Origin of the sequence: Agromyces sp. NPDC057865 (assembly GCF_042796995.1) — a bacterium.
In the GTDB taxonomy this organism is placed as follows: Bacteria; Actinomycetota; Actinomycetes; order Actinomycetales; family Microbacteriaceae; genus Agromyces.
In genome coordinates this window covers 347,534-368,198 of record NZ_JBHVMJ010000002.1, presented here as the reverse complement: position 1 = coordinate 368,198, position 20,665 = coordinate 347,534, and the positions used below count along the sequence as shown (strand labels likewise).

General features: G+C 72.4%; 22 protein-coding genes and 1 tRNA gene. 10 read left to right on the top strand and 13 right to left on the bottom strand.

Annotated features, from left to right (window positions below; translation table 11 throughout):
* The first annotated feature begins 22 nt into the window (after positions 1 to 22).
* The 4 genes from rsfS (at position 23) to ACFVN5_RS09360 (ending at position 1,797) form a co-directional block, all read left to right on the top strand.
* Positions 23 to 412 (top strand): ribosome silencing factor, encoded by a 390-nt coding sequence (gene rsfS, locus ACFVN5_RS09375; RefSeq protein ID WP_376954765.1) that lies wholly within the window; start codon positions 23 to 25, stop codon positions 410 to 412.
* Positions 413 to 512: 100 nt separating this feature from the next.
* A tRNA-Ala gene (locus tag ACFVN5_RS09370) sits at positions 513 to 588 on the top strand.
* Positions 589 to 678: 90 nt separating this feature from the next.
* Positions 679 to 1,176 carry a glutathione peroxidase gene (locus ACFVN5_RS09365; protein ID WP_376954764.1) on the top strand — a complete coding sequence of 166 codons (498 nt, stop codon included), beginning with the start codon at positions 679 to 681 and terminating at the stop codon, positions 1,174 to 1,176.
* A gap of 96 nt (positions 1,177 to 1,272) precedes the next feature.
* Entirely contained in the window at positions 1,273 to 1,797 is a 525-nt protein-coding gene (locus tag ACFVN5_RS09360; RefSeq protein WP_376954763.1) for a hypothetical protein, read from the top strand.
* 99 nt (positions 1,798 to 1,896) lie between these two features.
* On the opposite strand, the gene ACFVN5_RS09355 is transcribed toward ACFVN5_RS09360, so the two are convergent.
* From ACFVN5_RS09355 to ACFVN5_RS09330, 6 genes are all read right to left on the bottom strand, one after another.
* Entirely contained in the window at positions 1,897 to 3,372 is a 1,476-nt protein-coding gene (locus tag ACFVN5_RS09355) for a dihydrolipoamide acetyltransferase family protein (protein ID WP_376954762.1), read from the bottom strand.
* The gene (locus ACFVN5_RS09350) at positions 3,360 to 4,382 is read right to left on the bottom strand and encodes an alpha-ketoacid dehydrogenase subunit beta (protein WP_376954761.1); all 1,023 of its coding nucleotides are present in this window, start codon (positions 4,380 to 4,382) and stop codon (positions 3,360 to 3,362) included. Before ACFVN5_RS09350 ends, ACFVN5_RS09355 begins: the two co-directional genes overlap by 13 nt.
* The gene (gene pdhA / locus ACFVN5_RS09345) at positions 4,379 to 5,518 is read right to left on the bottom strand and encodes a pyruvate dehydrogenase (acetyl-transferring) E1 component subunit alpha (RefSeq protein WP_376954760.1); all 1,140 of its coding nucleotides are present in this window, start codon (positions 5,516 to 5,518) and stop codon (positions 4,379 to 4,381) included. The genes ACFVN5_RS09350 and pdhA overlap by 4 nt, the downstream gene beginning before the upstream one ends.
* Positions 5,519 to 5,627: 109 nt before the next feature.
* Complete coding sequence (locus tag ACFVN5_RS09340; protein ID WP_148734963.1) at positions 5,628 to 6,122, bottom strand: Lrp/AsnC family transcriptional regulator; 495 nt, start codon at positions 6,120 to 6,122, stop codon at positions 5,628 to 5,630.
* The gene (locus tag ACFVN5_RS09335) at positions 6,119 to 6,946 is read right to left on the bottom strand and encodes an oxygenase MpaB family protein (RefSeq protein WP_376954759.1); all 828 of its coding nucleotides are present in this window, start codon (positions 6,944 to 6,946) and stop codon (positions 6,119 to 6,121) included. Before ACFVN5_RS09335 ends, ACFVN5_RS09340 begins: the two co-directional genes overlap by 4 nt.
* A 50-nt stretch (positions 6,947 to 6,996) precedes the next feature.
* Positions 6,997 to 8,127, bottom strand: coding sequence for a hypothetical protein (locus tag ACFVN5_RS09330; RefSeq protein WP_376954757.1), 1,131 nt, complete (start codon positions 8,125 to 8,127; stop codon positions 6,997 to 6,999).
* Between the two features lie 79 nt (positions 8,128 to 8,206).
* On the opposite strand from ACFVN5_RS09330, the gene ACFVN5_RS09325 reads away from it, so the two are divergent.
* Positions 8,207 to 9,394 carry a glycoside hydrolase family 3 N-terminal domain-containing protein gene (locus tag ACFVN5_RS09325; RefSeq protein ID WP_376954755.1) on the top strand — a complete coding sequence of 396 codons (1,188 nt, stop codon included), beginning with the start codon at positions 8,207 to 8,209 and terminating at the stop codon, positions 9,392 to 9,394.
* A gap of 76 nt (positions 9,395 to 9,470) precedes the next feature.
* Complete coding sequence (locus ACFVN5_RS09320) at positions 9,471 to 10,031, top strand: YceI family protein (protein WP_376954753.1); 561 nt, start codon at positions 9,471 to 9,473, stop codon at positions 10,029 to 10,031.
* 83 nt (positions 10,032 to 10,114) lie between these two features.
* Here ACFVN5_RS09320 and ACFVN5_RS09315 read toward each other — a convergent pair whose 3' ends face one another.
* Complete coding sequence (locus ACFVN5_RS09315; protein ID WP_376954751.1) at positions 10,115 to 11,212, bottom strand: winged helix DNA-binding domain-containing protein; 1,098 nt, start codon at positions 11,210 to 11,212, stop codon at positions 10,115 to 10,117.
* Positions 11,213 to 11,397: 185 nt separating this feature from the next.
* Here ACFVN5_RS09315 and ACFVN5_RS09310 point away from each other — a divergent pair, with 185 nt between their 5' ends.
* Positions 11,398 to 12,996 carry an ABC-F family ATP-binding cassette domain-containing protein gene (locus tag ACFVN5_RS09310; RefSeq protein WP_376954750.1) on the top strand — a complete coding sequence of 533 codons (1,599 nt, stop codon included), beginning with the start codon at positions 11,398 to 11,400 and terminating at the stop codon, positions 12,994 to 12,996.
* 52 nt (positions 12,997 to 13,048) lie between these two features.
* Here ACFVN5_RS09310 and ACFVN5_RS09305 read toward each other — a convergent pair whose 3' ends face one another.
* The 3 genes from ACFVN5_RS09305 to ACFVN5_RS09295 are packed head-to-tail and all read right to left on the bottom strand — an operon-like array spanning position 13,049 to position 14,588.
* Complete coding sequence (locus ACFVN5_RS09305) at positions 13,049 to 13,930, bottom strand: SURF1 family protein (RefSeq protein ID WP_376954749.1); 882 nt, start codon at positions 13,928 to 13,930, stop codon at positions 13,049 to 13,051.
* Positions 13,927 to 14,172: a hypothetical protein gene (locus ACFVN5_RS09300; RefSeq protein WP_376954747.1), complete on the bottom strand. Its 246-nt coding sequence runs from the start codon at positions 14,170 to 14,172 to the stop codon at positions 13,927 to 13,929. The genes ACFVN5_RS09305 and ACFVN5_RS09300 overlap by 4 nt, the downstream gene beginning before the upstream one ends.
* Positions 14,169 to 14,588 carry a DUF3099 domain-containing protein gene (locus ACFVN5_RS09295; RefSeq protein WP_376954746.1) on the bottom strand — a complete coding sequence of 140 codons (420 nt, stop codon included), beginning with the start codon at positions 14,586 to 14,588 and terminating at the stop codon, positions 14,169 to 14,171. Before ACFVN5_RS09295 ends, ACFVN5_RS09300 begins: the two co-directional genes overlap by 4 nt.
* Before the next feature lie 168 nt (positions 14,589 to 14,756).
* On the opposite strand from ACFVN5_RS09295, the gene fabG reads away from it, so the two are divergent.
* Positions 14,757 to 15,467 (top strand): 3-oxoacyl-ACP reductase FabG, encoded by a 711-nt coding sequence (gene fabG, locus ACFVN5_RS09290; protein ID WP_376954745.1) that lies wholly within the window; start codon positions 14,757 to 14,759, stop codon positions 15,465 to 15,467.
* Positions 15,468 to 15,495: 28 nt separating this feature from the next.
* Here fabG and ACFVN5_RS09285 read toward each other — a convergent pair whose 3' ends face one another.
* The 3 genes from ACFVN5_RS09285 to glgC all read right to left on the bottom strand — a co-directional run bounded on the left by ACFVN5_RS09285 (position 15,496) and on the right by glgC (position 18,435).
* Positions 15,496 to 16,443 carry an SMP-30/gluconolactonase/LRE family protein gene (locus tag ACFVN5_RS09285; protein ID WP_376954743.1) on the bottom strand — a complete coding sequence of 316 codons (948 nt, stop codon included), beginning with the start codon at positions 16,441 to 16,443 and terminating at the stop codon, positions 15,496 to 15,498.
* A gap of 85 nt (positions 16,444 to 16,528) precedes the next feature.
* A complete protein-coding gene (gene serB / locus ACFVN5_RS09280; protein WP_376954741.1) occupies positions 16,529 to 17,191 on the bottom strand; it encodes a phosphoserine phosphatase SerB in 663 nt (220 codons plus the stop codon).
* A complete protein-coding gene (glgC, locus tag ACFVN5_RS09275) occupies positions 17,188 to 18,435 on the bottom strand; it encodes a glucose-1-phosphate adenylyltransferase (RefSeq protein WP_376954739.1) in 1,248 nt (415 codons plus the stop codon). The genes serB and glgC overlap by 4 nt, the downstream gene beginning before the upstream one ends.
* An 88-nt stretch (positions 18,436 to 18,523) precedes the next feature.
* Here glgC and glgA point away from each other — a divergent pair, with 88 nt between their 5' ends.
* Together glgA and ACFVN5_RS09265 are read left to right on the top strand one after the other, a co-directional pair.
* Entirely contained in the window at positions 18,524 to 19,711 is a 1,188-nt protein-coding gene (glgA, locus tag ACFVN5_RS09270) for a glycogen synthase (RefSeq protein ID WP_376954738.1), read from the top strand.
* A gap of 74 nt (positions 19,712 to 19,785) precedes the next feature.
* Positions 19,786 to 20,571 carry an ABC transporter ATP-binding protein gene (locus tag ACFVN5_RS09265; RefSeq protein WP_376954736.1) on the top strand — a complete coding sequence of 262 codons (786 nt, stop codon included), beginning with the start codon at positions 19,786 to 19,788 and terminating at the stop codon, positions 20,569 to 20,571.
* Positions 20,572 to 20,665: the final 94 nt, after the last annotated feature.

Genomic DNA, 20,665 nt, shown 5'->3' with positions numbered 1-20,665 from the left:
ACCAGCAACCGGAAGTGAGCCTATGACCGCATCCGACCAGGCACTCGACTCGCTCGCCCTCGCGGCGCGCGCGGCCGATTCGAAGGGCGGCGAGGATCTCGTCGCCCTCGACGTGTCGGTGCCGCTGCCCTTCGCCGACGTGTTCCTCATCGTCACCGGCACGTCCGAACGCAACGTCATCGCGATCGCCGACGAGGTCGAGGACGTGCTCCGCAAGGCGGGCGCCAAGACCCATCGGCGCGAGGGCCACGATGCCGGACGATGGGTCCTGCTCGACTTCGGCGACCTCGTCGTGCACGTCTTCCACCGCGAGGAGCGGCTCTACTACGGCCTCGAGCGCCTCTGGCTCGACTGCCCGGTGCTGCCGGTGGCGCCGTTGCTCGCGGCGGGCAGCGGCAGCACGGCGAACTGAGCGGGCGGCATCCGCGGCATACGTCGACCGAGCACCGCTCGATTTCATCGGAGAGGCCCGGCTGGTGTAAGCTCAATTCGTTGCCCCGAACGGGGCGCACGGGTCTGTGGCGCAGCTGGTAGCGCACCTGCATGGCATGCAGGGGGTCAGGGGTTCGAGTCCCCTCAGATCCACCAATCACACGGAATGGCCGGTCGCGGAAGCGCCGGCCATCGTCGTCTCCGGGGCTGCGCAGACGTCCAGCGAACCCGGGTTAGGCTCGAACGGTGACCCTCCGAGACATCCCGCTCACGACCATCGACGGCGAGACGACGACCCTGGCCGAGTACGACGACCGCGTCGTGCTGGTGGTGAACGTCGCGTCGCGATGCGGGCTCACGCCCCAGTACGAGAAGCTCGAGGCACTGCAGCGCGAGTACGGCGACCGCGGGCTCACGGTGCTCGGCTTCCCCTGCAACCAGTTCGCCGGCCAGGAGCCGGGCAGCTCCGACGACATCAAGTCGTTCTGCTCGATGACGTACGGCGTGACCTTCCCGCTCATGGAGAAGGTGAAGGTCAACGGGCGCAAGCGGCATCCGCTCTACGTCGAGCTCACCCAGGTGCCGGATGCCGCGGGCAAGGCCGGCCGCGTCACCTGGAACTTCGAGAAGTTCGTGCTGCTGCCCGACGGCGAGGTCGCCCGATTCCGCCCGAACGTGCAGCCCGACGACCCCGCGGTGATCGCGGTCATCGAGCGGGGCCTCGCGGAGGCCGCGGCAGCCTGACACGCGAGCCGACCTCGGGCGGCGCGCTTCCTTGACCGCTTCGCCGGGCCGACCCACAATTGGGGGGTCCGGCAATGCACGGGAAGCGGGGGAGCCATGACCGACGCGTACTCACGTCAGATCGTCGACCAGGGGGCGCAGGGCGGGTATCCGGCCCAGCAGCCCGACGACACCGTCGTGATGCAGACGGGTCCCCAGCCCGAGTCGGGCGGCGCTTCGTCGCCCCGCTCGCCCTCGCGCGTGTGGGGTCGCGACCTGCGCTTCATGCTCGTGGTGCTCGTGGGCATCGTCGTGCTCTTCCTCGCGTTCGCCCTCCTCATCGCGTTCAGCCCGACGGGCGCCGCGATCAGCGCGCTCGCGGTGATCGCCGCGCCCATCGCCACGATGGTCGCCGCCTACTACGGCATCTCACTCGCCCTGCGACAGGTCGCCGACGCCCGCAGCGCCGCCGAGGCCTCCGAGGCGCGTGCGCGTGCCGCCGAGTCGGCCGCCCGCGACTCCGACTCGTGGGCCGCGCAGATGGAGTCCGGGCTGCGCGTCGCGGTGGCGAAGCTCAGGGCCGCGAGCGAGAGCACGCGCGACGTCGAGCGCGCCGCGGGCACGCCCGACGACTTCTTCTGATCCCCAGATCGACGGATGCCGCGGCGGCCGCCTCGAGCCCGGCGCCGCGGCATCCGCCTGCCCGGTGACCGTCGCGCGGTCTCGGGCAGCCGTCGAAGGTTAGAGGTCGGCGAGCACCGACACCGGACGCTCGATGCAGCGCGCAACGAACGTGAGGAAGGCCGCGGCCTCCGCGCCATCGCAGACGCGGTGGTCGAACGAGAGCGTGAGCTCGGTCACGGTGCGCACGGCCAACGCGCCGTCGACGACCCACGGCCGCTCGACGAGGCGCCCGATGCCGAGCATGGCCGCCTCGGGGACGTTGATGATCGCCGCGGAGCCGTCGACGCCGAGCGTGCCGTAGTTGTTCAGCGTGAACGTGCCGCCCGTGAGCGCGGACGGCGGGAACGCGCCCGAGGTCGCCTCCTCGCTGCGCGAGCCGATCGCGTCCCGCAGCTCGCGCAGCGACATCCGGCCCGCGCCGTGCACGACGGGCACGAGCAGGCCGCGCGGTGTCTGCGCGGCGATGCCGAGGTTCACGTCGCCGTGCAGCACGATCTCCTCGCGCTCGGCGTCGAAGCTCGAGTTGAGCAGCGGATGCCGCGCCAGCCCGGCCACGACGAATCGCGCCACGATCGCGGTGACGCCGAAGCGCTCGCCCGTCGCCTCCTGCAGCTGCCGGCGCGCGGCGAGGAGTTCGGTCGCGTCGACGTCCATCCAGACGGTCGCCTCCGGGATCTCGCGGCGCGACCGCGAGAAGTGCGCGGCGGCGGCGCGTCCCATGCGGTCGAGCGGCACGCGGCGATCGCCGGCCGGCTCGGGGGCCGGGGCAGCGGATGCCGCGGGCTCGCGCATGGGCGCTGTCGGCTCGGCGGCGGGCATCGCCTCCGGTGCCGCCGTCGTCGCGCCCTCGAGCTCCTGCACGTACGCCTCGACGTCGCGGCGCATCACGAGGTGATCGGGGCCCGAGCCGTCGAGCTGGCTCGCGTCGAAGCCGTGATCGCGCGCGATCCGGCGCACGATCGGGGAGACGACGGGGGAGCGGCGAGCGGGGTCCAGGCGTGCGGGCGCCGGGCCGGTCGCGGTGCGGCTCGCGTTGGCGGGACCACCTGAGGCGCCGGAGCCCGTTCCGGCCCCGCGACGCCGGCGACCGAACCGCGTCGGCGCCGCGGCGGAGCGCTTCGTCGCGGTCGTCGCCTTCGTGCCGTAGCCGATGAGCACGGCGCCCGACTCCTCCGAGGCGGCCTCGGTGGGCACGGCGATGCCGGGCTCGGCGGCCACCGGCGCCGGCGCGGCATCCGTGGACGCCTCGACCGCCGGCGCGGCATCCGACGCGACCTCGGCGCCGACCGGCGCGAGCGTCATGAGCACGTCGCCCGCGTGCAGCACCTGGCCGACCTCGCCGCCCAGCGTCTCGACGACACCAGCGAACGGCGTGGGCAGCTGGACCACGGACTTCGCGGACTCGAGCTCGACGACCGGCTGGTCGATGCCGACCTCGTCGCCCGGCGCGACGAGCCAGGCGACGACCTCGGCCTCGGTGAGGCCCTCGCCGAGATCGGGGAGGATGAAGTCGCGGCCCATCAGTCGTCCCACTCCCACGAGTCGAGCGCCGCGAGCACGCGGTCGGGCGTCGGCAGGTGGTACTCCTCGAGCTTCGGCGACGGGAACGGGATGTCGAAGCCGGTGATGCGCAGCACGGGCGCGGAGAGCCAGTGGAAGTTGCGCTCGGTCACCCGGGCGGCGACCTCCGCGCCGTAGCCGCCGAACTGCGCGGCCTCGTGGATCACGGCCGCCCGCGAGGTCTTGCGTACGGATGCCCCGACGGTCTCGTCGTCGAACGGGGAGAGGCTGCGGAGGTCGACGACCTCGATCGACAGGTCCTCGGCCGCGGCGGCATCGGCCGCCTCGAGGGCGGTGCGGACGGTCGGCCCGTAGGCGAGCAGGGTCGCGTCGGTGCCCTCGCGCACCACGACGGCGCGGTCCATGGGCGCCGTGCGCACGGGCAGCGACATCTCGGCCTTCGACCAGTAGCGGCTCTTCGGCTCCATGAACACGACCGGGTCGTCGCTCTCGATCGCCTCGCGCAGCATCGAGTACGCGTCGGCGGGGTTGGAGGGCATCACGACCGTGAGTCCGGGCGTCGACGTCCAGTACGCCTCCGAGGAGTCGGAGTGGTGCTCGACGCCGCCGATGGCGCCGGCGCAGGGGATGCGCACGACCATGGGCAGCGTCATCCGGCCCTTCGTGCGATTCCGCATCTTCGCGACGTGCGAGACCATCTGCTCGAACGCGGGATAGCTGAACGCGTCGAACTGCATCTCGACGACCGGGCGCATGCCGTACATGGCCATGCCCACCGCGGTGCCGACGATGCCCGACTCGGCGAGCGGCGCGTCCCAGATGCGGTCCTCCCCGAAGCGCGCCTGCAGTCCGTCGGTGACGCGGAACACGCCGCCGAGCGGGCCGACGTCCTCGCCGTAGACGACGACGCGGTCGTCGGCCTCCATCGCGTCGCGAAGCGCGGCGTTGAGCGCGCCGGCCATCGTGAGCTGCGTGGGCGCGGATGCCTCGGGCGCGTCGGGCTTGGTCGAGGTCGCGGTCATCGGGCGGCTCCGGCGTGGTCGGCGGCGTGCATCGCGGCGTCGGCCAACTCGGCCTCGAGGCGCGCACGCTGCTCGAGGAGGGAGGCACGCTCCCGGCCGTAGACGTGGTCGAAGAGTTCCAGCGGGTCGAGCTCGGCCTCGGCGGTCATGACCTCGCGCGCGTGCGCGGCGACGGCCTCAGCGGCATCCGCGATCTCGGCACGCGCGGACTCGCTCAGCGCACCCTCGGAGACGAGGTACTTCTCGAGGCGCTCGATCGGGTCGCGGCGCTTCCAGTGCTCGACGTCGCGCGAGTGACGGTATCGCGTGGGGTCGTCGGAGTTCGTGTGCGCCTCGATGCGGTAGGTGAGGCCCTCGATGAGGGTGGGACCGCCGCCGGAGCGGGCGCGGTCGACGGCGGCGCGGGTGACGGCGTACATCGCGGCGACGTCGTTGCCGTCGACGTGGTAGCCGGGCATGCCGTAGCCGACGGCCTTGTCGGCGAGCGTGGCCGCACGAGTCTGCCGCGAGACGGGCGTGGAGATCGCGAACCCGTTGTTCTGGATGAGGAAGACGGTGGGCGTCTGCCAGACCGCCGCGAAGTTGAACGCCTCGTGCGCGTCGCCCTCGCTCGTCGCGCCGTCGCCGAGGTACGTCATCGTCACGATCGGGTCCTGGCGCAGGCGGGCGGCGTGGGCGAGCCCAACGGCGTGCAGCGCCTGCGTCGCGAGCGGCGTCGCCTGCGAGGCGGAGCGGTGGGCGTGCTGGTCGTAGCCGTTGTGCCAGTCCCCGCGGAACGAGGCGAGGATGTCGCCGGGCTCGATGCCGCGCGTGAGCAGGGCGATGCTGTCGCGATACGTCGGGAAGAACCAGTCGCGCGCCTCGATCGCCGAGATCGCGCCGATCTCGCACGCCTCCTGTCCGTACGCGGAGGGATACGTCGCGAGTCGGCCCTGCTTCGTGAGGGCGGTGACCTGGACGTCGAAGCGACGTGCGACGACCATGCGCCGGTACAGCTCGACGAGGGTCTCGACGTCGGGAAGGTCGAAGCCCCCGGCGGCCGCGCCGTGCACCGCGTGGCCGGCGTTGTCGAGCAGCCGGATCGGTTTCTCGGACGGGAGTGCGCGGACGCTGTGGTGCTCGACGTTGAGGCTCATACGGCCAATCGTCCGCCCATCCGGGGGCGCTCGCTGGGCGTCCCGGACAAGCGTGAACGAACGGCACTGCCAGCGTGAAACGGTTGCCGTTCGTCCGCGGTGAGGGCCCTCAGGTGCGCCAGATGTCCAGGGTCTGCGCGGGCGGATGTCCGTCGAGTTCGGCGAGGATCAGGTGCGACCTCGTGGACACCACGCCGGGCATGTCGTGGATGTCGCGGAGGATGGCCTGGCTGAGCTGCTCGTGGTCGGGCGCGCTCACCGTGAGCATGATGTCGATGTCGCCCGAGACGGCCTGCACCTTCTCGACGAAGGGGAGCGTCGCGAGCTTCGCGGCGATCTGCTCCCATGACACCTCGCCGATGCGCACCACCACGAGCGCCGAGATGTTCAGGCCGATCGCCTTGCGGTCGATCTGCGCGCCGAAGCCCGTGATGACGCCGCGCTTCTGCAGCTGCTGCACGCGGTTGTGGGCGGCGGTGCGGGAGATGTGCACGCGCTCCGCGAGGGTGCGGACGGAGAGGCGGCCGTCCCGGCTGAGCTCCGCGACGATGCGCCGATCGATGCTGTCGAGCGGCTCGTTCCGGTGCGGTGCTGGCTGGGTCATCGTCGTCCTCGGTGCTCAAGGCCAGCGTAGCGAATGCGGCGCCTCGTGCGCCGGAGTGATGCGCGCATCGGGGCGTGCCGCACGGCCCGGGGGAGGATGAGCCAGACGACCCCGATCCCGCGGAGCCACCCGTTCGCGACGCGCTCGGTGCGCGCGGTCCAGCGGAAGCCGTACGCCTCGCGGACCGCGGCCGGGAGGAGCGCCGCCGTCAGGAGTCGCACGGGCGCGAGCAGCGTGGTCGCGCCCGCGGGGAACCCGGCCTCCCGCGACAGCAGCGCCCGCGCCACCGCACGCGCCTCGTCGCCCACCGCCAGCCGCTCGGCGCGATCGGCCCACCACGCATCGAACTCGGCCCGGGTCTCCGGCCACCCCTCGCGGGTCGCCTGGAGGTGGTGGCCCACGGCGGCGTAGCCGCGCACGATCGCGTCACCCGTCGCCTCGTCGACCGGACCCCAGAGCCGCTCCCGCAGGTCGAGCGCCACGGCCGCGAGCGTCGAGGCCACCCAGCGCTGCGCGTCCGCGTCGAAGGCGCTGTAGGCCGGGCGACCCTCGCCCGCGGCGGCGCGGACCGGCACGTGCGCGGCGTTGACCGCCCGCACCGCGGCGCGCACGGTCTCCTCGTCGCCGAATCCCACCGCGTAGATGTAGTCGAGCGTGCCGAACAGTCGATCCAGGGGACGCGAGCGAAAGTCGCTGTGGCGGACCACGCCGTGCGCGACCCGGGGGTCGGCGAGCTGCAGGAGCAGCGCCGCGCCGCCGCCGAGCAGCAGCACGCCCTCCGCGCCGTGCCGGCGGAACACCTCGAGCTCGTCCTGGTCGCGCATCCGTACCAGTCTGGACTGCCGTCGGGCCCGTCGCGGACGCGGCGTCGCCGTCAGTACCAGTTGACCGCCTCGGAATGCGCCCACGCGGCGCACGGCGAGCCGTACCGAGCGTCGATGTACCCGAGGCCCCAGTCGATCTGCGTGGCCGCGTTGGTGCGCCAGTCGGCGCCGGCGCTGGCCATCTTGCTGCCGGGCAGCGACTGGGGGATGCCGTACGCCCCGCTCGAGGCGTTGTACGCGTCGGCCCGCCAGCTCGACTCCCGCGTCCATAGCAGGTCGAGGCACCGGAACTGGTCGGAGCCCCAGCCGTTCGCGCCCATGCGGCTCGCGGCGTAGGCCTTGGCCGCCGCTCGGTCGACCACGACGCCGGGCGGAGGTGCGCCGACGTCGCCGCCGTTCGACGCCGCGGCGGCGGCAGCGGCCGCGGCCTCACGCGCGGCCTGCTCCTGCGCCACCTGCTCGCCGATCCGGTACTGCCGCTCGAGCTCCACGGTGCGGTCGCGCAGGCTCGCGAGCTGGGCGTAGAGCGTGTCGAGCACGCCCTGCTGCTCGATCACGCGGGCCTCGGCCGCGTCGTGCGCGGCCTCGGCGGCGTCGGCGGCCGCGACGGCTTCGGCGGCGAGCCGGGTGCGCTCGGACTCGGCGACGTCCGCCTGCCCGCTCAACGCCGCGGCATCCGCCCGTGTGGCCTTCGCCCGCGCCGCGACCCCGCCGTAGAGGTCGGCGAGCTGCGCCGCGCGGGAGAGGCCCATGAGGAGGTCGGAGGCACTGCCGTCGTCGAAGAGGAGCCGGAGTCCAACGTCGGCTCCGCCCGAACGAGCGAGCACCGCGCCGACCCGCCCGAGACGAGCGGCGGATGCCTCGGCCTCGGCCGTGGCCGCGTCCGCCTCCGCGCGCATGGTGGTGGCTCGCGTCTCCGCGGCGGCGCGTGCCGCCTCGGCCGCAGCGGATGCCGCGGCGGCCTCGACTGCCGCGTCCCCCAGGCGTCCCGCCTCGGCCTCGAGCTCGTCGACGAACGCGGTGATCCGCGACGCCTCGGCCTCGCGGCTCGTCACGTCGGCCTTCGCGGACTGCACCTCGTCCCACGTCGGATAGTCCTCGGCGACGGCCGGCACGGCGGGCAGGGCGATCACGGCGAGCACCACCGCGATGCCCGCGACCGCCTTCCCTCCGATTCGCACAGGACCCCCTTCGAGCGCCGCGAGTCTAACCGCGGGCCCGCTCGGCGGACGTCCGGACACGCAGCGTACACTCGGGCCGGTGCGAACGACGAGAACGACGATCCTGCCGCTGCTGGCCGTGGCCGTCCTCGTCGGCGGTGCCGCGTGCGCCGCCCCCGCGTCCGGTGACCGCACGTCCGGCGAGACCTCGGCGTCGGCCTCCGAGCGGCCCGTCCAGTCGATCGGCGACTGGGTCGACGAGCGGATGTCGGAGCTCACCACCGAGCAGAAGGCGGCGGCGCTGCTGATGCTGCACGCCCCGGGCATCGACCCCGCGCCGCTGCGGGCATACGTCGATCAGGGGGTCTCCGGCCTCATCCTCATGGGCGACAACATGCCCGAGACCCCGCCCGAGCTCGCCGAGCTGACGGCCGCCGTCCAGGACGACCCCGAGGCGCCCGCGCTGATCGGGATCGACGAGGAGGGCGGCGAGGTGCAGCGCCTGCCGTGGGACGACCAGCCCGGCGCCGACCAGCTGCGGAACGAGCCGCCCGCGGCATCCGAGGACGCGTTCGCGGCCCGTGCCGCCGCCCTCGCCGACGCGGGCGTCTCGGTGAACTTCGGAATCGTGGCCGACGTCACGCCCGACCCCGAGTCGTTCATCGCGGGCCGCATCCTGGGCACGGACCCGATCGGAGCGGCGGATCGCGTCGCAGCCGCCGTGTCGGGGGAGCGCCACGTCGTGGAGAGCACGCTCAAGCATTTCCCGGGCCACGGCGCCGCCCCAGGGGACTCCCACACGAGCATCCCGACCGCGCCGCTGACGATGGACGAGTGGCGCACCGGGCCGGCCGTGCCGTTCGAAGCCGGCATCGATGCCGGTGCCGAGCTCGTGATGACCGGTCACCTCGCCTACCCCGCGATCGACCCGGCCCCGGCGTCGCTCTCGCCGGAGTGGCACCGGATCCTCCGCGACGAGCTCGGCTTCGACGGCGTCGTCGTGAGCGACGACATGCTCATGCTGCAGCGGAACGACCTGCCCGAGTACGCCGATCCCGGCGAGAACGCCGTGCGCGCGGTCGCGGCGGGCTGCGACCTGCTGCTCTACGTGCTGCCCGCCGATCCGGCGGAGGTCGGCATCTCCGTCGACGGCCTCGTCGGGGCCATCAGCGGCGCGGTGGACTCCGGCCGCCTGAGCGAGGAGCGCCTCGACGACGCGGTCGAGCGGGTGCTCACCCTCCGCCGCTCGATCGCGGTCGAGGAAACGGATTGGGGATCCGGGGAATAGACGCGACGGTTCCATGCGTTCGTATCGAGTGTGGCCGATCCGGCCGCACGATACCGAACACGGAGAACAACGCACTATGACGAGCACCGCCACGATCGAGATCCCCGGCTACCGAGTGGGCACCTGGAAGGTCGACACCGCGCACAGCGAGGTCGGCTTCAGCATCCGCCACCTCATGATCAGCAAGGTGAAGGGCAAGTTCGAGCGCTTCGACGCCACCTTCGTCACGGCCGAGAACCCCCTCGACTCGCAGGTCACCGCGTCCGCCGAGGTCGCCTCGATCACCACGAACGAGCCGAACCGCGACGCCCACCTGCGCACCGGCGACTTCTTCGAGGCGGAGACCCACCCGACGATCGACTTCGTCTCGACGGGCGTGCGCGTCGAGGGCGGCGACTTCAAGGTGGACGGCGACCTCACCATGCGCGGCATCACCAAGCCCGTGACGTTCGACTTCGACTTCGGCGGCTTCGGCGGCGACCCCTACGGCAACTACAAGGGCGGCGCCACCGCGAAGGCCGTCGTGAACCGCGAGGACTTCGGCCTCAGCTACAACGCCGCGCTCGAGACCGGCGGTGTGCTCCTCGGCGACCAGGTCACCATCACGCTCGAGCTCCAGGCTGCCCTCGCGCAGTAGTCCGACGCGTGCGAACGGGCGGTGCCGGCTCTCGGCGCCGCCCGTTCGTCGTCCCGGCGGCTGCCGCGTCGACGCCGACCCGCTCAGGCCGTCGTGACCCCGTCGAGCCGTTGGCCCGTGAAGCGGGCCCACCTCGCGAGCGCCGAGCGATAGCGCGAGGGCTCGAGGTCGCCGTCGAAGCCGTGCAGGGCGACGGATGCCCCGCCTCGCGCCCGCGCGACCTTCCACAAACCCTCCACCACGCCGCCGGCCACGAGGATCGGCTGGAACACGCCGTTGCCGCCCGGCACCACGCGGCCGGCGTGGAGCGGCTCGCAGACCGGAGCGCGGTCGCGGTAGCCGAGGAAGTACTCGTCGAAGGCGGCGAGCGCGTGGCGCCCGGTCGCGCGCGGCGCCGCGGCCTCGGGACCGGCCGCCCAGCCGGCGTCGGCGGCCACGAATCGCTCGTCGTCGAACGCGGTGACTGCGTCGCCCGCGGCCGCGAGCGCCGTGCGCGCGTCGCCGAGCGTGAGCCCGGCCCACCAGGCGAAGTCCTGCACGGTGGCCGGGCCGTGCCCCGCGAGGTACGCGGTGAACAGGCCCGCGAGGACCTCGTCGCGATCGGGGAGCCCGCCGCGCTGTGGCGCCCACTCGTCGAGCAGGACGAAGCGCTGGGTGCGGCCCTCGACCGGCCCGCAGCAGACGACGGCCTCGAGCGCGAGCCACCAGATCAGGTGGTACCCGCGCTGTCCCGCCGTCGAGATGCCGGCGTCCTCCCACGCGCCGGTCAACTCCTCGCGCGACATCGCTGCGCCGGCGAGCTCCCGCTCGGCCACCGCGCGAGCACGCCGGTAGACGGCGTCGTCGAGCTCGAGCGTGCGGTGGGTGAGCGTCGCCCGTCGGAGCTCGCGAGCCCCGGTGATCGAGAGGATCGGCCGGAGCTGCTCGGTGGGGAGGATGTGCAGCGTGCCCCGCATCGGCCAGGAGCGCACCACCTCGCGCGACTCGAGCGCCGCGTCGACGTCGGCGCTGACGGACCCCAGGACCCGCGCGCCGAGCACCCACTTCGATGCGACGAAGTCCTGCGCCTGCACGGCCCCGAGGCGGCGCACGGCGTCGGCGATCGTGGGCAGGCCGTCGCGGAGTCCGTGCGCGGCGAGGCGGGCGGAGCGCAGGCGGGCCGTGCTGGCGGGCTTCGGCATGCCTCGAGTCTGGCGGATGCCGGGGACATCCGTCCGGCGACATCCGCTCGGCGTCGGGCCGCGGGACGATCGGCGCACGGCGGTTCCCGAGGGGCACGCGGCGCTCACCCATGCTGCGGACGATAGACTGGGCGGCTGTGCCGTTCGGCACGTCGCCCACCACCCGTTCCGCCCGGAGGATCCCCGTGCTCGCCGTCCATGATCTCGAGATCCGCATCGGCGCGCGCGTGCTCATGGAGCACGTGGACTTCCGCGTCTCCTCGGGCGACAAGGTGGGACTCGTCGGCCGCAACGGCGCCGGCAAGACGACCCTCACGAAGACGCTCGCAGGCGAGACGCTGCCGACCGGCGGGCGCATCGACCGTTCGGGCGAGATCGGCTACTTGCCGCAGGACCCGCGCTCCGGCGATCCTGACATGCTCGCGCGCACGCGCATCCTCGACGCGCGCGGCCTGGGCTCGCTCGTGCTCGGCATGCACGAGGCATCCGTGCAGATGGGCAGCGACGACCCCGCCGTCGCCGAGCGCGCGATGAAGAAGTACGGCAACCTCACCGACCGCTTCACGGCGCTCGGCGGGTACGCCGCCGAGGCCGAGGCCGCGTCGATCGCGTCGAACCTCAACCTGCCCGACCGAATCCTCGACCAGCCGTTGAAGACCCTGTCGGGCGGACAGCGCCGCCGCATCGAGCTGGCCCGCATCCTCTTCTCGGACGCCGAGACGATGATCCTCGACGAGCCCACCAACCACCTCGACGCCGACTCCGTCGTCTGGCTCCGCGAGTTCCTGAAGGGCTACAAGGGCGGCGTGATCGTGATCAGCCACGACGTGGAGCTCGTCGGCGAGGTCGTGAACCGCGTGTTCTACCTCGATGCGAACCGCTCGGTCATCGACATCTACAATATGGGCTGGAAGCACTACCTCCGTCAGCGGGCCGCCGACGAGGAGCGCCGCAAGAAGGAGCGCGCCAACGCCGAGAAGAAGGCCGGCGTGCTGCAGCTGCAGGCCGCGAGGTTCGGGGCGAAGGCGTCGAAGGCGGCCGCGGCGCACCAGATGGTCGCGCGCGCCGAGAAGCTCCTCGCCGGGCTCGAGGAGGTGCGCTCGGTCGACCGGGTGGCCAAGCTCCGCTTCCCCACGCCCGCGCCCTGCGGTCGCACGCCGCTCACCGCGAGCGACCTCTCGAAGAGCTACGGCTCGCTCGAGATCTTCACGGCGGTCGACCTCGCGATCGACCGCGGCTCGAAGGTCGTCATCATCGGGCTCAACGGCGCGGGCAAGACCACCCTGCTCCGCATCCTCGCGGGCGTCGACGCACCCGACACGGGCGTCATCGAGCCCGGCCACGGACTGCGCGTCGGCTACTACGCCCAGGAGCACGAGACGCTCGACGTGAAGCGCAGCGTGCTGCAGAACATGGTGAGCGCATCGCCGAACCTCACCGAGACCGAGGCGCGCAAGGTGCTCGGCTCGTTCCTCTTCACGGGTGACGACGTGCACAAGCCCGCCGGGGTGCTCTCAGGCGGCGAGAAGACGCGTCTCGCGCTCGCGATGATCGTCGTGTCGGGGGCGAACGTGCTCCTGCTCGACGAGCCGACGAACAACCTCGACCCCGCGAGCCGCGAGGAGATCCTCGACGCGCTCGCGCACTACGAGGGCTCGGTCGTGCTCGTCAGCCACGACCCGGGCGCGGTCGAGGCGCTCAACCCCGAGCGCGTCCTCATCATGCCCGACGGCACCGAGGACCACTGGTCGAAGGAGTACCAGGAGCTCATCGAGCTGGCGTGACGGCAGCGGGTCGCGAGAGCGACCGCGTGCATCGGGACAGGACCTACCGCCCCTACCGCCGGTCGAGCACCTCGTCCTCGAGGTCGGCGTCCGCGTCCTTCCGCTCGCGCTTCGGTCGCCTCGGCGCCCGCGCGGGCGTGCCCGAGACCGGCGCGCCCGGTGCGGTCGCGGCATCCGTCGTCGCATGCGAGCCGGCGGATGCCTCGGCGAGGCCCTTGCGCTCCTGGTTCGCGGCCCAGGCGAGCCCGACGAACCCGAGGAGGGCGAACACGAACCACTGCAGCGCGTAGGAGAGGTGCGGACCCTCGTCGCGCGCCGGGCGCATGGCCGCCAGGGGCGGCTCGTCGGCGTCGTCGCCGCGCACCACGAGCAGGCCGTACGCACCCGAGTAGGTTGGTCCGCCGACGCGGTCGGAGAGCTCGTCGAGGTCGATCGTGGCGAGCTCGTTCCCGGTGGACGTGCGTCCGGCGATCCGGCCTTCACCCGCCTTCAGCCGCGCCTCGACGGCGACGCGTCCGGCCGGCGGCGCCGCGTACTCGCTCGGCCGACCATCGGAGTCCTGCGCGATCCAGCCGCGGTTCACCATGAACACGGTGCCGTCGTCGAGCCGGAACGGCGTGATCACCTCGAAGCCCGAACTGCCCTGTAACGGCCGGTTGCGCACGACGACCTCCTCGTCGGCCAGGTACTCGCCCGCGAGGGCGACGACCTGCCAGCGCTGGTCGGCGTCGAACCCGTCGGGATCGGGCAGGGCCTCGGCCACCGGGATCGCCTCGGCGTCGTAGTTGGCGTCGATCCGGGCGACCTCGGCGAGCGCCTCGGCACGGCGGTTGAGCTGCCACGTGCCGAGCGCGCAGCAGGCGATCGCGAACACGATCACGAGCGCCAGGTAGCCCGCCCAGCGCGGCGACCTGAGGAAGGACCACTCGCTCACGGCTCGGCCCCCGCCGCGGCATCCGTCACCGGGTCGAAGGCCGCGACGCGCACCGGGAAGGACCTGGCCTCGAGGAATCCGCGGAGGTACTCCACGTGCTCGTCGCACGCGAGCCAGGTCTTCCACCGGTCGCCGGTGTGGATGCGCGGGTTCTGCCAGTCGATGCGCCAGGTCGCGGGCTCACGGCACGCGGCGCGCGAGCAGACGTCCTGGGCGGGTTCCGCCCCGATCCCGCCGATCACGCGGCACCGCGCTCGTCGCCGTCGCGATCGGATGCTGCGGGGCCCGGGTCCTCGGCCGAGGTCTGCTCGTCCGTCGGCTCGCCGGCTCCGGGCGACGCGTCGTCGGGCCCGTCGGCGCCGGCTGCGTCGTCATCGGATCGGGCGTCGCCGTCGGGCGGCGTCCCGACCGGGACGATGCTTCCGGGCCGCAGGACCTCGTCGTTGCGCGTCGGACCGCTCACGTTGGCGAGCACGACCGCGACGTAGGGGAGGAACACCGCACCGGCGGCGAACACGGCGAGCCACCAGCCCTTCGCGAACAGCATGCAGAAGATGCACGCGACGCGGATGGACATCGCGACCGTGTACTTGATCATGCGCGAACGCCGCTCCGCTTCGGGCGAGGGCGGCAGCGTGGTGATCGACTGCTGCTTCATGCTGGTCGCCGTGGGTCTCGCGGCGCCCTCCTCATTCCTCAAGCCTACGTCCGTCCGGGCCGGACGGATGCCCCGATCGGCGAGCCTCTATGCTGGGACGGGCCGATCGGCCGGGGCGTCGCCCCTTCGCAGCAGGGCATCGCCCGATCGCACAGAACGGAGTCCAGCATGACGACGAGCCGCACCGTCCTCGTGACCGGTGGCAACCGGGGGATCGGCTATGCGATCGCCCAGGAGTTCCTCGCCGAGGGCCACCGGGTCGCGGTCACCGCGCGCTCGGGCGAGGGCCCGGAGGGTGCGCTCACGGTTCGGGCCGACGTCACGGATGCCGCGTCGGTCGACCAGGCGTTCACCGAGGTCGAGGCGGCCCTCGGTCCCGTCGAGGTGATCGTCGCGAACGCCGGCATCACGCGCGACACGCTCCTGCTCCGGATGACCGAGGACGAGTTCACGAGCGTCATCGACACGAACCTCACGGGAGCGTTCCGCGTGATCAAGCGCGCGTCGAAGGGCATGCTCAAGGCGCGCTTCGGACGCATCGTGCTCATCTCGAGCGTCGTGGGCCTCTACGGCTCGCCCGGGCAGGTCAACTACGCGGCGTCGAAGGCCGCCCTCGTGGGCATGGCCCGTTCGCTCACGCGCGAGCTCGGCGCACGCAACATCACCACGAACGTGGTGGCGCCCGGCTTCATCCAGACCGACATGACCGACGAGCTGTCCGAGTCGCAGCAGGCCGACTACCAGAAGACGATCCCCATGGGTCGCTTCGCGACGCCCGTCGAGGTCGCGAAGGTCGTCACCTGGCTCGCCGGCGACGACGCCGGCTACATCTCGGGCGCCGTGATCCCCGTCGACGGCGGCCTCGGGATGGGGCACTAGGCCCCACCGCTCGCTGCGACGCGACCGCTCAGCGATCGATGCGCACCACCGAGTACTCCGTGGTCGGCGTCGGCGGCGTGTCGAAGCGCGCGTTCGGGAGGAAGAGGCTCTTGCCGAACTTCGCGACGGTCGTGGGCACCCGGAAGTCGGAGTCCGTGATCGTGTCGACGACGGTGCCGCTCGAGCCGTCGGGGGCCAGTTCGACGACGGCGACCGCATTGCTGAAGTTCTGCACGACGTAGAGCGTGCGGCCGACCACGAGCAGACCGTCGCCGTTGTCCAGGGTCGCGCCGCCGAGATCGACGGCGGTGGCGTCACCGGTGGCGGGATCGACCCGGAACAGCGTCGCGGTCGCCGACTGGATGACGAGCAGCGCCGTGTGGTCCGGTGTCTCGGCGATGCCGTTCGCATTGAATGCGTTGGGGACCTGCGTCCAGTCGCCCGAGAGCGGCACCTTCTCGGCCTTGGCGGGCAGCGCTCCGGCCGGGCCGATAGGCAGGAAGTACAGCTCGGCGGCCGAGCTGTTCGTGAACCACGCGCCGTCGCGGGTCAGCACCACGTCGTTGATGAACGCGGGTCCGGTGGTCAGCTGGTAGTCCTTCAGCAGCGCTCCGGTCGACGCGTCGACGACGCGCGCATCGCCCGCCGGCCCGCCGGCGATGAAGAGCCGTCCCCGCTGGTCGACCTTCAAGCCCACCGACGGCGTGCCCGGGCCCTGGAGGGTCGTGACCTCTGCGCCCGTGCGCAGGTCGAAGACGTAGACGTCGCCGTCGGCGAGCGAGCCGACGTACGCCGTCGGTCCGTTGCCGATCGCGATCCCCTCGGGCTGGAACCCGTCGGGCAGGGAGATGACGTCCTCGACGGCGCCGCCTCCCGGCGGACTGCCTGCTGCCTGTGCGGTGCCGACCGCGCCGACGGCCATGAGCCCGGTCAGCGCGGCGGCGGCGAACGTACGTGCGACGATGCGACCGGACATGGGGTCAGGCTACGACCGATCCGCCATGGCGGTGCGGGTTCGGAGCAAGCTCCCAGCCCCCTTCGGAGCGGTCTCGCGCGAGGTGTCAGCCGCGGAGGCCGAGCAGGGGGAGCACGGTGCTGAGGTCGGGCACGTCGATCGCGACATCCGCCTGTCGCCGCACGACCGGCTTGGCGCAGAACGCGACTCCCAGGCGCGCGCGGCCGAGCATCTGCAGGTCGTTGGCGCCGTCGCCGACGGCGACCGTGCGCTCCAACGGGATGCCGCTCGCCGCCGCCCACTCCTCGAGCGCCGCGGCCTTGCCGCCCGCGTCGACGATGGCGCCGTCGACCCGACCCGAGAGGCGGCCGTCGACCACCTCCAGCCGGTTCGCGCGGCAGAAGTCGAGGCCCAGCCGCTCGGCGAGCGGATCGAGCAGCTCGTGGAAACCGCCGGAGACCACGCCGACCCGGCCGTCGATCGCGTGCACCCGCTCGATGAGCTCCTCGACGCCCGGCGTGGGCGTCATCCGGGCGCGGGCGCGCTCGAACTCGGCCACCTCGAGTCCGGCGAGCGTCGCGACGCGCTCGCGCAGGCTCGCCGCGAAGTCGAGCTCGCCGCGCATCGCGCGCTCGGTGACCTCGGCGACGAGCTCGAGGCTGCCCGCGGCATCCGCCAGCAGTTCGATCGCCTCTTCGCGGATGAGCGTGGAGTCGGCGTCGAGCACGACGAGGGGGCCGCTCGCGCGGCCGGCCGTGCCGCCCGTCACGCGGAGACCCGGACCCGGGAGCCCTTGCCGACGACGGTGATGCCGCTGTCGGTCACGATGAAGCCGCGCGCGAGGTCTTCTGCGCGGTCCACGCCGATGTGCGCACCGGCCTCGACGACGACCTCCTTGTCGAGGATCGCCCGCTGCACGGTCGCGCCCGCCTCGATGCGCGCGCGGTCGAACAGAATCGAGTCGGCGACGTGCGCCCCCGAGCCCACGATCGCCCACGGGCCGAGCACGCTGCGCTCGACGTGCGCGCCCGAGATCACGGACCCGAGCGACACGATCGAGTCGATGACCGTGCCGAGCGAGCCGCGGGCATCGCGCGTGAACTTCGCGGGCGGCGAGTTGAGCTGCTGGCTGAAGATCGGCCACTCGCGGTTGTAGAGGTTGAACACCGGCAGCACCGAGATGAGGTCCTGGTGCGCCTCGAAGAACGAGTCGATCGTCCCCACGTCGCGCCAGTAGTAGCGGTCGCGGTCGGTGGATCCGGGGACGTCGTTGCGCTTGAGGTCGTAGACGCCCGCGGCGCCCTGGGCGACGAAGGCGGGGATGATGTCGCCGCCCATGTCGTGGCTCGAGTCGGTGCGCTCTCCGTCGCGGAGCACGGCGTCGATGAGCGCGTCGGCGTCGAAGACGTAGTTGCCCATCGAGGCGAGCACCTCGTTGGGGGAGTCGGGCAGGCCGACCGGCTCCTTCGGCTTCTCGAGGAAGCGGTGGATGCGGTCGGGCTGCTCCTTGTCGACCTCGATGACGCCGAACTGGTCGGCGAGCGAGATGGGCTGACGGATCGCGGCGACCGTCGCCGCCTGGCCCGACTGGATGTGCGCGTCGATCATCTGGCTGAAGTCCATGCGGTACACGTGATCGGCGCCGACGACGACGATGATGTCGGGTTGCTCGTCGTAGATGAGGTTGAGGCTCTGCAGGATCGCGTCGGCCGACCCCGAGAACCAGCGCTTGCCGAGGCGCTGCTGCGCCGGCACGGAGGCCACGTAGGAGTTCAGCAGGCCGTTCATGCGCCAGGTCTGCGAGATGTGGCGGTCGAGGCTGTGCGACTTGTACTGGGTGAGCACCACGATCTGCCTGAGGCCCGAGTTCAGCAGGTTCGACAGGGCGAAGTCGATGAGCCGGTACTGTCCCCCGAACGGAACTGCGGGCTTGGCCCGGTCCTCCGTGAGGGGCATGAGCCGCTTGCCCTCGCCGCCGGCGAGCACGATGCCGAATACCTTGCGCGTGGCCATGGACCCCAGCGTAGTCAGAGGCCGTGCGATTTCGGGGGTCGATGTCTGCCCATGTCGCATGCGGCACGTGCTGCGCTACCGTGGCAGCATGCGTGTCGACCTGCTCACCCGCGAGTATCCGCCCGAGGTCTACGGAGGAGCGGGGGTGCATGTCGCCGAGCTCGTCAGGGCGCTGCGCCGCGACCTCGACGTGATCGTCCGCTGCTTCGGCGCACCACGCGACGAGCCCGGCACGATCGGCTACGCGACCCCCGCCGAGTTCGACGGCCGCAACGCCGCGCTCGGCACCATGGGCGTCGACCTGCTGATGGCCGGGGATGCCGCGGGCGCCGACCTCGTGCACTCGCACACCTGGTACGCCAACTTCGCCGGCTTCACCGCCAAGCGCCTGCACGACGTCCCGCACGTCGTCACCGCGCACAGCCTCGAGCCGCTGCGTCCGTGGAAGGCCGAGCAGCTCGGCGGCGGCTACCGCCTCTCGTCGTGGGTGGAGCGCACCGCATTCGAGGACGCCGACGCGGTGATCGCGGTGAGCGACGGCATGCGCCGCGACATCCTGCGCGCGTACCCCGCCATCGACCCCCAGCGCGTCGAGGTCGTCTACAACGGCATCGACCTCACCGACTGGAAGCCGAACCACGACGCCGATCTCGCGCGATCGCTGGGGCTCGACCCCGACCGGCCGTCGGTCATCTTCGTCGGCCGCATCACCCGGCAGAAGGGCCTCCCGTACCTGCTGCGCGCGGCGCGGATGCTGCCCGCCGACGTGCAGCTCGTGCTGTGCGCGGGCGCGCCCGACACCGAGGAGATCATGGCCGAGGTCACGGGCCTCGTCGAGGAGCTCAGCGCCGAGCGCGGCGGTGTCGTGTGGATCGACCGGCACCTCCCGCGGCCCGAGCTCACCGCGCTCCTCACCGCGGCGACCACCTTCGTGTGCCCCTCGGTGTACGAGCCGCTCGGCATCGTCAACCTCGAGGCGATGGCCTGCGGCGCACCCGTCGTGGGCACCGCCACGGGCGGCATCCCCGAGGTCGTCGAGGACGGCGTCACGGGCGTGCTCGTGCCCATCGAGCAGGTCGACGACGGCACCGGGACCCCGCTCGACCCCGACGCGTTCGTCGCCGATCTCGCCGCGGCGCTGACGCGCGTGGTGAGCGATCCGGCCACGGCGAAGGCGATGGGGGAGGCCGGTCGCCGACGCGCCGAGGAGCACTTCGCGTGGGACGCGATCGCGGCGCGCACGCGCGAGCTCTACGCCCGGGTCCTCGGGCGGTGAGCCGCCGAGCAGCGGCGTCGCTGACGATCGTGCGCGGACCGGAGGGCCCTTCCGGTCCCGATAGCATGGTGGGCATGGCGAGTACGGTGCTGCAGTTCCACGACGTGTCGGTGATCCGAGACGGGAATCCGATCCTCGACTCCGTGACGTGGAGCGTCGACTCCGACCAGCGCTGGGTCATCCTCGGTCCGAACGGGGCCGGCAAGACCACGCTGCTGCAGATCGCGGCCGCGGCGATGCACCCGACCAAGGGCACGGCCGACGTGCTCCAGGAGTCGCTCGGCAAGGTCGACGTCTTCGAACTGCGCCCGATGATCGGCTTCGCGTCGACCGCGATGGCCCGCAAGATCCCCAAGAACGAGACCGTGCTCGACGTGGTGCTCACGGCCGCCTACTCGGTCACCGGGCGCTGGAACGAGGAGTACGAGGAGATCGACCTCCGCCGCGCCCAGCGGGTGCTCGCCGAGTGGGGCCTCGAGGGCTTCGCGGAGCGCCGCTTCGGCAGCCTCTCCGACGGGGAGCAGAAGCGCGTGCAGATCGCCCGCTCGGTGATGACCGACCCCGAGCTGCTGCTCCTCGACGAGCCCGCCGCGAGCCTCGACCTCGGTGCCCGCGAGGAGCTCGTCGGCCTGCTCGGCGGCTACGCCTCGTCGCCGTCGTCGCCCGCGATCGTGATGGTCACCCACCACGTCGAGGAGATCCCGCAGGGCTTCACGCACGCGCTGCTGCTCTCGGACGGGAAGGTGGTCACGGCCGGTCCGCTCGCCGAGGCGCTCACGTCCGACAGCCTGAGCGAGACGTTCGGGATCTCGATCGACCTCTCCGAGGCCGAGGGGCGGTTCGCCGCACGTGCGGCCTGACGTGCGACCGCGTCGATTCTGCTAGACTCGATAGCTGGCCCGAGGGCCACGAAGCTTTCCCTGCGCCCAGTGCGCGGGATTCCCCGTCAGATCC